The sequence below is a fragment of the Belliella marina genome (genome assembly GCF_042682445.1).
Lineage (GTDB): Bacteria > Bacteroidota > Bacteroidia > Cytophagales > Cyclobacteriaceae > Belliella > Belliella marina.
The window spans coordinates 157,866-173,359 of record NZ_JBHUHR010000021.1; the positions used below are offsets into that span (position 1 = coordinate 157,866).

10 protein-coding genes are annotated in these 15,494 nt (G+C 40.6%); 6 read left to right on the forward strand and 4 right to left on the reverse strand.

All coding sequences use genetic code 11. The features are described 5' to 3' along the window. Window positions 1–104: 104 nt before the first annotated feature. From ACFSKL_RS07580 to ACFSKL_RS07595, 4 genes are all read left to right on the forward strand, one after another. On the forward strand, window positions 105–3,092 hold the full coding sequence (locus tag ACFSKL_RS07580) for a SusC/RagA family TonB-linked outer membrane protein (RefSeq protein WP_376884981.1): 2,988 nt from the start codon (window positions 105–107) through the stop codon (window positions 3,090–3,092). 18 nt (window positions 3,093–3,110) lie between these two features. Then, window positions 3,111–4,622 (forward strand): RagB/SusD family nutrient uptake outer membrane protein, encoded by a 1,512-nt coding sequence (locus ACFSKL_RS07585; RefSeq protein ID WP_376884983.1) that lies wholly within the window; start codon window positions 3,111–3,113, stop codon window positions 4,620–4,622. Window positions 4,623–4,760: 138 nt separating this feature from the next. Next, window positions 4,761–9,215: a sialate O-acetylesterase gene (locus tag ACFSKL_RS07590; RefSeq protein ID WP_376884985.1), complete on the forward strand. Its 4,455-nt coding sequence runs from the start codon at window positions 4,761–4,763 to the stop codon at window positions 9,213–9,215. Between the two features lie 159 nt (window positions 9,216–9,374). Then, on the forward strand, window positions 9,375–10,130 hold the full coding sequence (locus ACFSKL_RS07595) for a hypothetical protein (protein WP_376884987.1): 756 nt from the start codon (window positions 9,375–9,377) through the stop codon (window positions 10,128–10,130). A gap of 275 nt (window positions 10,131–10,405) precedes the next feature. Here the strand turns inward: ACFSKL_RS07595 and ACFSKL_RS07600 are convergent, their stop codons facing one another. From ACFSKL_RS07600 to ACFSKL_RS07610, 3 genes are read right to left on the reverse strand one after another with little or no spacing between them, the layout of a single operon-like run. Continuing rightward, window positions 10,406–11,599 (reverse strand): thioredoxin family protein, encoded by a 1,194-nt coding sequence (locus tag ACFSKL_RS07600; protein ID WP_376884989.1) that lies wholly within the window; start codon window positions 11,597–11,599, stop codon window positions 10,406–10,408. Then, a complete protein-coding gene (locus tag ACFSKL_RS07605; protein ID WP_376884991.1) occupies window positions 11,599–12,612 on the reverse strand; it encodes a response regulator transcription factor in 1,014 nt (337 codons plus the stop codon). Before ACFSKL_RS07605 ends, ACFSKL_RS07600 begins: the two co-directional genes overlap by 1 nt. Beyond that, window positions 12,605–13,660: a hypothetical protein gene (locus tag ACFSKL_RS07610; protein ID WP_376884993.1), complete on the reverse strand. Its 1,056-nt coding sequence runs from the start codon at window positions 13,658–13,660 to the stop codon at window positions 12,605–12,607. The genes ACFSKL_RS07605 and ACFSKL_RS07610 overlap by 8 nt, the downstream gene beginning before the upstream one ends. 529 nt (window positions 13,661–14,189) lie before the next feature. Between ACFSKL_RS07610 and ACFSKL_RS07615 the strand changes: the two genes are divergently transcribed. After that, entirely contained in the window at window positions 14,190–14,435 is a 246-nt protein-coding gene (locus tag ACFSKL_RS07615) for a hypothetical protein (RefSeq protein WP_376884995.1), read from the forward strand. A 10-nt stretch (window positions 14,436–14,445) separates the two neighbouring features. Beyond that, window positions 14,446–15,051: a class I SAM-dependent methyltransferase gene (locus tag ACFSKL_RS07620; protein ID WP_376884997.1), complete on the forward strand. Its 606-nt coding sequence runs from the start codon at window positions 14,446–14,448 to the stop codon at window positions 15,049–15,051. A 40-nt stretch (window positions 15,052–15,091) separates the two neighbouring features. Here ACFSKL_RS07620 and ACFSKL_RS07625 read toward each other — a convergent pair. Beyond that, window positions 15,092–15,494 (reverse strand): hypothetical protein (locus tag ACFSKL_RS07625; RefSeq protein ID WP_376884999.1); only part of this gene is annotated, 403 nt, incomplete at its 5' end.

The following is a 15,494-nucleotide window of genomic DNA, read 5'->3' on the forward strand; positions in this document are numbered from 1 at the left end:
TACGGCTGTAGGAGCTTTGATAATCCTTTTAATTCTATATGTGATTAACCTGGCCTTGTAATTACCAACATAATGAACCCATAATTAACCTAAACATATATTATATGGAATTTAAAATTTATCAAATCAGGAAATGGATGTTTCTTATCCCATTTGTAATGCTGAGCCAGCAGCTACTGGCACAAATACCCATTCGAGGAGAAGTGGTTTCATCGGAGGATGATATTGGGATTCCCGGAGTAAATGTAGTAGTGAAAGGGAGTAACATTGGTGCTGTTACCGATATTGATGGCAAGTTCAGCATCGAAGTGAGTGGAGAGAATGATATACTGATCTTTACTTATATAGGATACACTTCCCAAGAGATCTCCGTAGGCAACAGAGAAATGATTACAGTGACATTGGTACCTTCCCCGACTGATCTGGGCGAAGTAGTTGTGGTTGGATATGGTGCAGTACGAAAAAGTGATCTTACTGGATCCGTCTCTTCAGTAAGCTCAGAGCGGCTAAGCTCAGTCCCCTCCACAAATATTTCCGAAATGCTTAGGGGAAAGGCTGCTGGGGTTCAGGTAAATCTGGGCAATGCACGTCCTGGAGGGGAATCCAGTATCCTGATTCGTGGGAGGAACTCTTTGTCTGGAGGGAATTCCCCGCTGTTTATTGTAGATGGCGCTCCGATAAACAATATCAACGATCTGAATCCAAGTGATATTCAGTCTATGGAGGTGTTGAAAGACGCTTCAGCACAAGCGATTTACGGAGCACGGGCATCCAACGGAGTGATTATCATCACCACCAAACGAGGACATTTGGGGAAAACCGTGGTTTCTTATAACGGCTATTATGGAATCCAATCCCTTTGGAAAAACTTTGAGGTTTTTGATGGGGATGGTTTTGCAGATATGAGGAGAGAAGCTTTTAGGGCGGACAATCAACAAGGACAGTTTGAGCCTGACGAAATATCTTTTGATAATGTAATGCTAAGGGTATTGGACAACGGGCAGTTTGTGGATTGGGAGAAACTAGTGATCAGAGATGCACCTATGCAACAGCATGATGTCAGTATAAGAGGAGGGAGTGAAAAGACTAAGTTTTCTGTAAGTACAGGCTACTTCAAGCAAGAAGGTATGATCCCTACTTCGGGTTTTGAAAGAGGGACTATTAGGATCAATGCAGACCATCAGGTCAATAAAAAACTGCTGGTAGGTACCAGCACCTATCTGGCAAGATCTTCGGAAAGGATTGAAACCGGACTTTTGACTACATTGACCATGCCTCCCCTGGCAGAGCCATATGATCAAAATGGAGACCTCCAGCTGGTCGTGACCGAAGATGAAGTTTATACAAACCCCTTGTTTAATCTGTATGAATCTGACAATAGGAGGACAACCAATAGGGTTATTCTCAATCTGTTTGGTGATTATGAAATTATTGAAGGGCTTAAATACAGGCTGAATACCAATGTCAACTACAGAAATAGAACGGATGGAGCTTATCAAAGTACCCGCCATAGATCTGGGCAGAGTTATGGAGGGCAGGCAAGTCTGGCAAGCTTAGAGCGATTTGAGTACCTGATAGAGAATATACTGACTTACGACAAGAACTTCCAGAATGGTAACAGGATGGATGTCACACTTATGCAAAGTTTGAATGGGATAAATCAGGAGCAATTTTCAATAAGGACAAGGGATATAGGCAATGATGTGCTGGGATACGATGGTATTGGAAACGGCGCTATATTGTTCCCTCCGGGGAGATCAGCATTTAGGAGATCCCTGGTTTCCTATATGGCAAGGGGGCGTTATAGTCTGAAAGACAGATATTTGTTCACTGTGACTGGAAGGGTTGATGGAAGTTCGGTGTTTGGGGCAAGGGAAAAATACGGTTTTTTCCCTTCTGTAGCATTTGGATGGAAAATTCATGAGGAACCCTTTTTTAATATTCCTTCAGTCAATGAACTGAAGTTAAGAACAAGCTATGGAGTGATTGGAAATGAGGGGATAAGTCCTTACCAAACTTTGGCGACGACCAATTCCTATGGTTATCATTTTGGCAATGGTGAGTCGATTGTTGGGTTTTTGCCGGGCATAGATGATTTCCCGAATGAAGGCTTGAGATGGGAATCTTCCGCTACCTATAATCTGGGACTTGATTTTGGTTTGTTCCAAAGCAGGGTTTCTGGTGCTCTGGAATACTATGTGATCCGCACCAGTGATTTATTGGTACGGAAGGCAGTGCCTTCAGCTACTGGTTACCAAAGGGTGTGGGACAATCTCGGCAGGACGGAAAACAGAGGTGTAGAGGCTACTATTACCACATTTCTGGTGGACAACAACAAAGTAAGATGGAGTTTGGATGCCAATATCTCTGTCAACCGGAATAAAATCCTGGAAATATTCGGCGAAATGGATGAAGATGGAAACCCAATCAACGATATAGGAAACAATTGGTTTATAGGTCGTCCCATCAACGTATACTATGATTATGTATGGGATGGTATATGGCAGCTTGATGACAATATAGGGGATTCCCACCAGCCTGACGCCTTACCTGGGCATCCCAAAGTGAAGGATCTCAACGGAGATGGACAGATCACTGCCGGGGATGACAGGGAAGTCATAAGGAGAGACCCCAAGTGGTTTGGCAGCATTTCGTCCAACTTTATTTACAAGGGTTTTGAAGTATATGCTGAATTGTTTGCAAGCTATGGAGGTGTTCGACGTAACCCATACTTATATGAATATGAATATGGGGGGACAATGTCTGGAAGGTTGAATGGAATCAGTAGGAACTATTGGACACCGGAGAATCCCACACATGACGCGTTTAGGCCAACAGCTAGCGGTACTATGCGCTATCGATCTGCCACTGCCTTTCAGGATGCTTCTTACCTGAGGTTGAGAACCCTTACACTAGCCTACAACCTCCCCAATGAGTTGCTCTCCCGATGGGGACTTTCCCGGGCTAGAATCTACACTACAGCAACCAACATCTGGACAAAAGCAGATTTTCAGTCATTTAGCCCAGAGGCTGATCCTGGAAGCTACCCAGAACCTAGGGTGTATAGGATGGGCGTGGAATTAAGCTTTTAACTTCAAACTAAGACACTCATGAAAAAATTAATATATCTACTGGGAATAGCAGGAATAATGACTGCTTGTGTGGACTATCTTGAGGAAACCTCTATCACAGACATCACTTCGGATTTGGTATACAAAAATCCAGAAGGATTAAAGAATGCTGTGGTGGCGCTTTATGATATCCAGAGAGATTACTATTCTGACGAAGATGCAGGACTGTCAACGATTAGGGGTACGGATATCAATTGGTCCAGATCTGCACATGATATGGGTGCGGCAAGGTATGACCAGGGCATGTCCCCAAACAATGGTGTGGCCAGGTTTAACTGGAGACTCAACTATAGGATTATTGAACGGGCCAATTCCATCATAGAAGCTGCAGAATCGATTGATATGCTGGATGCTGAAAGAGCTCGCATCATAGCAGAAGCCAAGGTTTTTAGGGCGAGGTCTTATTTTTTTCTTATTCGTTGGTTTGATAACATCATTTTGAATACAGAACCTACCAGAGCCATTGTCACCGAATTTTCTCCAGCACAGTCCAATGCTGTATGGGGACTGATTAGAGAGGATTTAAGCTATGCCATAGAGCATTTGGACTATCAGACCAGCCAACCTGGTCGGATAACCAAAGGGTTGGCAATGCATATGTTGGCAGATGTGGCACTGTGGATTGAAGACTGGGGGCTGGCCGAGCATCTTTCTACCACTCTTATTTCAGAGGGACCTTATCGTTTGTTGGACGATGTGGCTTCCATATTCGACGGAAATTCCCTTAATCATGAAGAAGCTATTTTAGTCATTCAATTTGGGGAAGGAGTCGTTGGTGGTGGAGGCAACGGACACAGGTGGGCACAATATTTTACATCCCAGTATTATAATGTAAGAGGGGTTGTATTGGATCATAACCAAGGTGGTAGGGCATGGGCCAGGACACATCCTAATGATTATCTCCTAGGGCTATACGAAGAGGGGGACAAGCGGATTGATACTTATTATAGAAGGTACTACTTCTTCAATGATCCCGGCACGTTACCCGCAGGAAAAAATCTTGGCGATACTGTTACGGTCGCTGATATTGCCAATCCATACCCCAATATTATGCCTTCTGTGACCAAATATTGGGATAACGAAAGGGATATCAATTCTGCATACAGCTATAAAAACATTATAGCGCACAGGTTGGCAGAGACTTACTTTATCGCAGCAGAAGCACTGATGAGGCAAGGTAAAGCTACCGAAGGCCTAGTCTATATCAATGCAGTCAGAGATAGGGCAGGTTTACTGGATCCGTTGAATGAACTGAATGAAGAGATTTTGTTGGAGGAAAGGGCCAAAGAGCTGGCTTTTGAAGGACATCGTTGGTTTGCTTTAAAGAGAATGGGGGTATTGGTCGATAGGGTGAGGAAATATGGGGGGAATGAAGATGGTGGTTTTACCCATCCAAGGGATAATATCAGGGATTACCATGTACGTAGACCCATCCCACAGGGAGAGTTGGATTTGATGCCCGGCTATCCACAGAATGATGGCTATCAATAGAACAATATGAAATCCAACCAGTGCCTGCTGAAAAATTCAATACAGTATGTTTTGGAATTTCAGCAGGTCCTAATTGGAAAGATATATCTGTTCGATATAAAACATAATACAGTTAACAACCCCAAAATACTTTCAACAATGATAAGACAATTACTTGTGTTATTGCTGTGCCTTTGCACATCTGTAACATTTTCACAAAACCTATTGCAAAACGGTGACTTTGAGGTCTGGACGGATCCAGACGAATTCCCGGATGGGTGGGGTACCGTAAAAAGTTCCTCCAGTGTTCTTTGGTACGCCCAAGCTCCGGAGGCGTACTCAGGTAATCACGCACTTTGGTTGATACAACCCTCAACAAATAATGATCATCACAGACGGTTTTCTTCACCGTTGATTGAAGTTGAGCCTGGCGAGTACATTATTGAATTCTATTCAAAAGGTAAGGGCAAGATCAGGTGGATAAATTTCACTAGGGAATCCGAAGTGCCTGGCAGCAACAATAGGGTGTTGGCTACAGGCAGCTTTTTTGGGCAAAATCTGGACAATGATGGTTGGGTGAAATATACGTCACGGCTTGATTTTCCTGATGAATATTCAGATTGGCCCAATGTCCGGATGCATATCAGTTTCAACAGTACTGCCGAATCGTCGGATGTGGACAACGGGTTTTTTCTGGATATGGTAACCGTAACAAAAGTTGAACCTCCGGCATCCATGACTGGCACCTTTTATATCGATGATGCCAACGGTAATGATGCGCATGATGGTACCTCGCCAGAAACAGCCTGGCAGTCGCTGGAAAAGGTGAACAATACCGTGTTTGGGCCAGGAGCAAATATTTTATTTAAATCCGGTGGGATTTGGTTTGGACAGCTGAGTCCACAAGGTTCGGGAGATGCGAATAGTCCCATCGTAATAGATCAATACGGGGTTGGAGATAAGCCCATTATTGATGGAGATGGGTTGGATGGAGCTGGGGTGCTGTCCTTGTACAACCAGTCTTATTGGGAAATCAACAATCTGGAGATCACCAATGAGGCTCCCGAAGCCGGTGACAGGAGGGGGGTAGAGGTCAAGGCAGGAAACTATGGTGTGTCCACCCATATCCACCTCAAAAACCTGCATATCCACCACATCACAGGTACAGTTGGCAATGACCTCATAGCCAAGCTGTCTTCTGGTATCTATATAGCTACCGTTGCCGATGACTTGGTTGATACCCGTTTTCATGATGTTCTGGTAGAAGGTTGCCATATACATGATATTGACAATCAGGGGATCGTGACCAATAATGAAGTGAAGCATTCCGATTACCCTGGAGAAGCGGACTGGATGAGACGTCGGTTCACAGATGTCAGGATACGTAACAACACCATCCACCATATCTCCAAAAATGCCATTATTGCCCGCATGATGGAAGGGGGGGTAGTAGAATACAACCTTTGTTATGAAACAGCCACCAAGATTACTGGGAACACCATTTTCTCACGGAGTAGTAGGGGTACAGTGTTCCAGTTCAATGAAGGATACCTAAACCGCTCTCCAGATTATGATGGTAGTCTGTACGATCCCGACCTGAATAGTCCTGAGACTGTTTGGCAATACAGTTATAGCCATGACAATGCACATGGGCTGGTCTGGTTCTGTACATCTGCTCCGGACAATGATGTCATTGTTCGTTACAATATCAGCCAAAATGACAAAGGATCTATCTTTTGTGTGAATTTTGATAATCACAGTGCCTATATCTACAACAACGTGGTATATATCCCCGAACACCTTTCGCCGACGATCATCAACGAAAGAAGGAATGCGGATAAGTCATATTATTTTTATAACAATATCATTTACAACCAGAGCACTACAGCCAGCTATAACTGGTTCAATGCAAAAAGGGAGTTTTCCAATAATATATTCTACGGAGAACACCCTGATGGAGAGCCTTTTGATCCTTTTAAGATTACTGAAGATCCTTTGTTCATAGCTCCTGGAACAGGTGGGATAGGATTGAATACGGTAGATGGGTACAAACTACAGTCAAATTCCCCAGCCATGGGTAAGGGGCGACATGTAGTTGATAATGGGGGAAGGGATTATTTCGGTAATGTAGTCAGTGATACCCTCAAGACAGATATAGGCTTTCATCAACTATCTGCTATCCCCGATGACGGTTCCTATGTCATCCATGATCGAATTATGGTTATGGAGGACGCTTTTGTACGCGGAGGGGATTCTGGAGACGAAAATTATGGGGAAGAAGAAGAGCTCCTGGTCAAAATTTCCCCTACGAATGACTCATTCAGTAGGAAGTCATTCATGAAGTTTGGACTTTCGGGATTTGATACTACCGATAATATTGCGGGCGTTCAGCTGGTTTTTCATGCCAGGGTTAGTGATGGGGCTCCGTTTCCGATACAAGTTTATGAAACAGGGAATTCTTGGAACGAAGAGGATATTTCATGGAACACCGCACCCCAATTCGGAGACTTCGTGGGAGACGTCCATATCTCTGGCAACACCTTCAGTACCTATGCTATAGATGTCACTTCCAATTTTATGGAAGCATTGGCCGCAGACAAGATACTTTCTTTTGGGTTATATGACGATGCACAGACCAATTACCTAGCACGGATTGTCAGTAAAGAAGGGGGAGGAATGCAGCCATTTTTGTCCGTGACCAGAACCGAAAACGACTCTACAGATATGGATATCTATATCCTTATTGGACAGTCAAACATGGCTGGTCGTGGAGATATGGATGTACTGGATGGAGAGGTTTTGGAAAATGTATATCTACTCAATGGAGATACTTGGGAGGTTGCTTCCAATCCCTTGAACCGATATAGTACAGTCAGGAAAAGTTTGTCTATGCAGCAACTTGGCCCTGGATATACTTTCGGAAGAAAACTGGCAGAATATACTGGGAAAAGAATTGGGTTGGTAGTGAATGCACGGGGAGGGAGTTCCATACAAAGTTGGCAAAAAGGCTATGTTGGGGCAGAAGACTATGACCTGTACGAGCGGGCGGTAAGCCAAGCACTAAAAGCCATGCGTACCGGAAACCTTAAGGGCATCATCTGGCATCAAGGTGAAGCCAACCGCTCGATGGGAACGGCCTACCTAGATCAACTTGGGCAACTTGTCGAAGATTTGAGGGGAGATTTAGGGGCAGATCTGGTTCTGGTTGCCGGACAAATTGGTCAATGGAGAGACAATTCCGAAAATTTCAACACAGTTATCGATGGAATCGAAACAGAGATCACGAATGCGTTTTCAGTAAAATCAGATGGACTAACTCCTTTGAATGGAGATTTATCAGATCCCCATTTTGATGGGATCAGTCAGCGTGTTTTGGGTGGACGCTATGCGGATATGATACTTGAAAAAGTATATGGGAAAGAAATAAGCCCAGTTACAGTGTATACCGAATGTGGCTTTGGTGGCTATTCGGCAAAACTGGATACTGGTATATATACCTTGAGAAAACTGGAACAAATGGGGATCCTTGGAAATTCGGTTAAGGGGATGGAAGTTCAGTCCAATTTTGAAGTGAGGTTGCATACAGGGGATGGTGGAGAAGCGTATTTGAGTATCATGGAAGATACAGGATGTTTGGATGGAAGTAGCTATGATGGGAATCTGGATTTTGTGGAGGTCTTATTTCTGGAGATGGATACCATTCCTCCTGTAATTGGGGCAATCCATGATATTTCGGTAGAATCTACAATCGACGAATGTGGTGTATTTCTGAACCTTGAAGAACCGGAAGCAAGTGACAACAGACCAGGGGTAGGTATTTCCGGCAGAAGGGATGACGGTCTGGCTTTGGACGATGTTTTCCCTGTAGGTATTAGCCAGGTCATATGGACGGCAATAGATGCTGCAGGAAACACCACCGAAGCAATCCAGCAAATAGAAGTGTTGGACAAGCAAAACCCTTTGCTGGAGCTGAAAGAACAGATTTCCCTTTGGCCTCCCAATGGGAAAACCTATTCGTACACTTTGGATGACTTTATTGCTTCCAATACTGACAATTGCGGGATTCCAGATGCATACATTTATAAAATAACATCGGATGAGATGGTGTCGGAGAGCAATTTTTTTATCCATCAGGATTGTAAGGGTATGAGTCTTATCGCTGACAGGGATGACGATGGTAACGGCAGGGTTTATCAAATCCATATCAGGTCTGAAGATACTTCCGGAAATGTGACAGAGAGGGAGTTTGAGGTTGCTGTGCCAATCAGTAAAAATGGGATTGTGTTGGCCGAGGAACCGGTGACAGTTGTGGAATCGGGATGTACCGGAGGAGTATCAACCATTCCTGTGAATCAGACATCCTACAGCTCGATCATATTCCCGAACCCCACTCAGGGGGATGCTACATTGGAAATCAGGAAAAACAAAAGGGCGCAGCTTATGGAATTCAAGGTTCATGACGGTTACCATCTTGTATGGGAAATGAGCACAACGGTGCCGGAAGGGGACTCTTTCCATCTGTTGAAAACCAGTGGATTAAAAAAAGGTGCTTACATCGTACAGGTACTTTCCCCTGAGGGGGTGGTTACCCATAAACTCATTGTAAGAAAATAAAAGGGGTAAGCAAAATCCATAACTATAGACTAGGCGGTAGCCAGATGGCTACCGTCTTCTCTATTTATGATCGAAGCAATGGAAAAAACATCATCAACAATATTCCCAAACACATTCAGATGTGTGATAGTACTGCTTTTTTTTACCCATGGGCTTTGTATGAGCCAGACAAGACCGATAGACCTAGCGATGTATGAAGCATCTCTCCATCAGCAACCGGATCAGGTGGGTTTTCAGCAAACAGACGATGTTTTTGGGGAAGCTTGCATTGTCCTTGTAAATGGAAGATGTGTAACTCAACGGGAAATGGTCCGGGAGATGAGACGGGAGCGAACTGGTGTAATCAAAGAAATTAGGGCAAGGAAAGGACGTTTGACCAATGTGGACAAGGATTTTTGGGAGTCCGAACAGGGAGGGTTGGTGCCATTCGATATCCTCAAAGAAAAGGCCCTTGAAAATATGGTCGGGATAAAGATCAAGGAGGAAATGATGCTCGAATATGGGATCATGGTCGAGAAAACCTACATGGAGTTTTTGGATACTTTGGATAGTGTCAATGAATGGAGGTTGGCTTCTTCTGGGAACGGAACAGTGATATACGGACCTGTAGAGTACACTGAGACAGGATATTTTGATTACCTATTTACAAACAGATTGATAACTTTGCAGGAAGCGATGGTCGGAAAAACAATCAAAGTTACCCAAACCAATCTGGAAAAACATTTTGAAACGATCAAAGAATCGATATATGGAAGTGGGTATGGGAAGGTGGAAGATCATCTGAATTTTGTCAGGACGCACTATATAGAACATCAGTTTGAATTGATTTTTGAGCGCAGAAAAAAATCTTCATCTGTGAAAATTGATGAAGATGGTTGGAGCCAGCTGTCTGTTTCTATTTTATCTCCACCTTGACTTTCCTGAAGCACTGATTTGTTTTTATGTGGTATAGTTCTTGAAAATTATTTAGCCGAAAATCATCGTTTTTGGCTTAAACAGAGCTGGATCGAGCATTAAGAGAATATTCTGAGCATTAGAATGAAAGCTGGGAGAATTATAAATTCAGGGAGGTAAGTTCAAAAATGGAAGGATGAGGCAACATCTCGAAAAGTGTCCCCAAAAAACCATCCATTGCCATGCAAAAGCTAACTTAGAACGATGGGCTATGAAAATTTTCATGTATTTTAGGTTTACAGCTTTTTCATCAATTCCTCTAATGTTTTGGCGTTTCCTCCTTCTTGTTTGGCAGCTTCTAAAGCTTTTTCAGCTGCTTCTTTGGTTTCTTTTTTGTTGCCTGATTTGTAAAGTAGAAATGCGTAGGTATTTAAATAGGTAAATTCTGGGTTTTTATCTGTAACTTCTTCCATCCACTCAATGCACTTGGCAATCACTTGTTGGTCATCACAATTTTTATAAACGTCCCAGCAAACATAATTTATTTCCCCCTCATCAATGTCACCTTTGTTTTTCCGTTCTTCATAAAGTTTAAACACATCGCCCCATTTGTTTTGAGCTTTCAATCGGTCTATTTCACGTGAAGGTAAAATATCGTCCACCCAACCTTGACTTAAAGCACGTTTGGTAAAAGCCACAGCATTGTCATATTTCTCGTCATTATTTTCGGAAATCGCTTCTTTGAACTTAGCTGATGTGAGAAACCAAAGCAATATTTCAACATCTTGTTCTCCGTAAAGGTCAAAATACTTTTGTTTATTCTCCAAAATGATATCGCCTATGTTTGACGGAGCGTTATGACCAAAGTAGAATAATGTTGTAAAGTCCTCTTCATTAAAGAAATTTTGTTTGCTATTGATGAAATCAACAATATCGGAAGTTTTAGGTTTGGTGTTGGTTCTATTGACATAATCGATATAAAACTTTGGATACTTAGTTTCATCTATGGTATTTGAATATCCTTTTAGGTATTTGTTTTCGTTATTCAAATCAATGCTTTGATCTGTAAAGTCCAAAACCATTTCACTCAATGTCTCAAAATCATTTCCCGGAAATCCATACTTTCTGTTTACCACATACCCTTTTCGGTTCAGAACAATTGCTGTTGGATAGCTACTTACGTGGTGTTTTTTAGAGAGATGGAAAATCGTGTCGTTTTCGGCATCATATTTCAGCAAAATAAAATCTTTCGCAAGAATTTGTTTGATTGAGTCGTTTTGAAAAACAAGTTTGTCCAACTGCTCACAAGGTGCACACCAAGTTGTGTAAAAGTCAATAAATAGGAGTTTGTTCTGTGCTGATGCAAGTTCGGTTGCCTTGGCAAAGTCTTGGTCAATAATTTCTAATTCGTAATTTACCGTTTCGGTCTTTGATTTGTCCGCACAGCCGAAGGCTACTAATGCGATCAGGAATATTTGAAATACTTTCATTATGATTTAGTTTTATAATTTATTGCTTCTTTTCGGGATTTTATTTTTAGTTTGGAGTAAATACTGCTTACGTGGGATTTTACGGTAGTCAACTCAATATTACATTCATCCGATATTTCTTTGTTGCTCAATCCATTTCTTATTAAATCGAAGATTTTCCGTTCTTGAATGCTTAATTGTTTGATTTTTTGGTTCTTCCGTATAAAATAAATCAAAACACTTAATGAAAGAACACAAATAACACCCACTAAAAAAATGATGTATTTTGTACTTTTTTTATGTGTGAAACTATTCTTATAAGTTGGGATTTTTTGTCGAAATGAGTTAAAATATGAACTGTTTTCGTTTTTCCATTTTGATAAATAGGTATCGTAAAATTCCCTGTTTATTATATTTTCTTCTTGAAAATCAGTTTGATATACAGCATAAAGCGAAACCAAAGGATTGTTGCAGGTATCTGCGACAATTTTCAGCTTTTCTGAAACCACCTCTTTTATAAATTCCTTTTCTATAACTGAATTTTCATAGTCAATGGAATTTGGATAATTGGATAATTTTTTAATGTGGTCAAATGTCTTCATATAGTCGGCTCCTTCAATTCTTGTGTTCGAGAATATTGGTATGCCTTCTGTATTAAATAATTCTATTTCAGAATCTCGTTTTGCTATTAGGAATATGAAGTTTTCGTCTATGCTACCAATGACCAGTGAGTTTGGCGAAACACCTTTTTTAACGATATGTAAACGCAAGAAAGACCATTCAAGTGGTATCTTGTCCAAGTCAATTTTGAAATCGCCCAGACTGTCAATGTCCGCACTTGTAATTATTAAATCATTGGAGACAGCGTATTCTTTCTCGAATGTTTTAATATATGATACATATATTTTTCTTTCCCAAGAATCATCTAATATCAAATTTCCAGAGATTTGACCAACATTTTCAGAAAATGCATTGACTTGACTGAACAAGATTAAAAAGAGAATAGCTATTGTGTTTATTATTATTCTATTCATCCACAGTAGGTTTTATATATTGGGCAACAGACATAGCCACATTACCATTAGATTTTTGGGATGAGATTTTTACTTGCCATTCCCCAGCCCCTGCATTTGAGATTGTTTTATCAAGAGCGCCTGATGTATATTCAAGCTCTCCTTTGCCTTTATTTGGACTTGGTTTGGCCTTTAAGGATAGCTCTCCCTCTTTAATTCCTTCAGGATTGAAAATTTCAATTAAGGCATTTCCTGAACTTATGTGTGCTCTGATTCCGATGTACAAAGTCGTTTTGGATGTGACTTTAAAAACTATTGGTTTGCTATTGCTTGATTCATTTGAGAGTGTTATGTTTTTAGTCAAGATGTTTTCGGAATTATTTCTCCATTCTTGAGATTTCTTTCTTTGTTCATCGGCCTTTAACCTTTGTATTTCAGCTAATTTTCTTTGTTCATCAGCTTTTGCTCTTTGGATCTCGGCTATTTTTCTTTGCTCATCTGCTTTTGCTCTTTCAATTCCCGCTTGTTTTCTTAATTCTTCAGCTTTTTTTCTTTCTATGGCATCACTTGCTCTTTGCTCATCTGCTTTTGCCCTTTGAATTTCGGCCAATTTTCTTTGTTCATCAGCTTTTGCCCTTTGAATTTCGGCAAGTTTTCTTTGTTCATCAGCTTTTGCTCTTTCAATTTCAGCTTGTTTTCTTAATTCCTCTGCTTTTTTTCTTTCTATGGCTGCTAATGCTCTTTGTTCTTCCGCATTTTTTCTTTGGATTTCTGCTATTCTAAGCTTTTCCTTGACTTGGGCTATAAATTCCTCTTTTTGGTTTTCATATTCAATTAGACTTTTTTTAAGTTCTTCATCTGTTAACCCTTTTGCTTTTAATTGCTTAATGTATGCTGCCCTATGAATATCCCAACTCTCTTTGGGGGTAAAACCATCATAAATATTTGGAGGGTTAGGAGGATTTGGGGGATAGATATAGTTGACTGCCAACGAATCCATTTTTACTTGACTGAATACAAAGGTGCTGCTGACAAGTAAAACAAATAATAGAAATATGCTCTTTTTCATATCAATAAATTTAATGCTTAATAATTTATTTGAGGTCAAATTTAATTTGTGGATTTAAAGATTCGTGCAAAATATGGGTAGGAAAAAAGTATGAGCGAGGTATGAAATATTGAACTTTACCGATTATTGGCTATTTATTCAGTTAATTTTATACCGTTGTACTTATTTAGGATTACGAGATTCCCCTTTACCTTTTAGACTAAAGGGTCGTTGTTATTTGTCAAGCCGTATCATACACGTTACTTCTTCTTTAATTTGAGTTTCAAAAACAACAATATGCTTGAAATGATCTTTGGTCTTGTTTTTAGCTACTGTATAAAGCCATGCAGTCGGATTTTTGGGAATTCCGCTGATTGCCGACTGTTCTGATGCTTTTAGAAAAGTGTTGCCAGGGCGAGGCAAGCAAAAGTACCTATCAATCCCAAAGAATAATAGGTGTTATTTAAAAACTTATTTGCAACTTTGTTGCGTTAATGAAATTATGCTTACCTTTAGCCACATCAAACTAGTAGTATAAAATTGTAAAAATATGGTAGAAGTTTTCATTACAGATATCCAAGGCAAAATTCAGTCAGATCAAGTTGTATGCTCAATCCGGGATTGCTATCCTGAATTAAAAATTAACATTGACCTTAACGAAACTGAAAAATCATATCCTTGTGGACATACTGTTTTAAGGGTTGAAGGCAACACTATCAATCCTGGTAAAATCTTGACCACAGTAAGGGATTTGGGGTATCGTTGTGTAGTTATGGAAAATAAAATTTGCGTATAACAAAAAGTCAATGGCTGAATTCTGGGAAGAAGCATTTAAAGGTAAACAGGAAATGTGGGGTTTATCCCCGGCAAAATCAGCTGTTATAACAAATGATTTTTTTGTTAAAGAAGGAGTAAAGGTTGTTCTTATTCCAGGCATTGGCTACGGACGGAATGCCCAAATTTTCAGGGACAATGGAATGACCGTAACCGGAATCGAGATTTCCCGGACAGCCATTGATTTAGCTCAAAAGCATTTTGGCAAAGATCTGACCATTTACCATGGCTCTGTATCTGAAATGCCTTTTGACAACCAATTGTTTGGCGGAATATTTTGTTATGCACTAATTCACTTGCTGGATAAAGCCGAGAGGATAAAGCTCATCCAAGACTGCTATAACCAACTTTCAGGAAACGGGGTGATGGTTTTTACGGCTATTACAAAAGATGCCCAAACCTATGGGCAAGGAAAGCCCATAGGTAAAGACAGGTTTGAAATGTTTGGGGGGATTAAAATGTTCTTTTATGATACAGAAACCATAGAAGAAGAATTTGGCAAAGCTGGACTTATTGAAATTACAGATATAAGGGAGGATTACCCTTTCCATTTCATAAAATGCAAAAAGACCAGATAGCCCTGATATGAAATTCTTCGAGATTGTCCTGTTGTTTTAGTTAGGCTATTAAATACCAGAAATCAAGCTCCATTGTTTTCTCGTCTGCAATTTCCAACAATTGTTTGCAAAATGGATTATTAAAATACCCAAAACAAATTTCTTTGGTTTTTCCCAAGGTTTCCCCGATTGTTATCTCTGAAAATCTATTTCCTTTTATTGAGCCAATGAAATGTGCCTTGGTGTTTTCAAAAGTATCTAAATACTCTTTCTCTATACCCTCTGATATTGTCAATAATTTGAGATTATCGCTTTCGTTTTTGAGTGCGAAAGTACCACATTCAACACATGAAAAATGGTCGGGAACTTGAAAATCGTCTTTCAATATTTTATGGAATGTCATTTTGACACTTTGCTCATCAATTAAACTGAAAAAATCCTGTGCTTCTTGAAGTTGCATCATA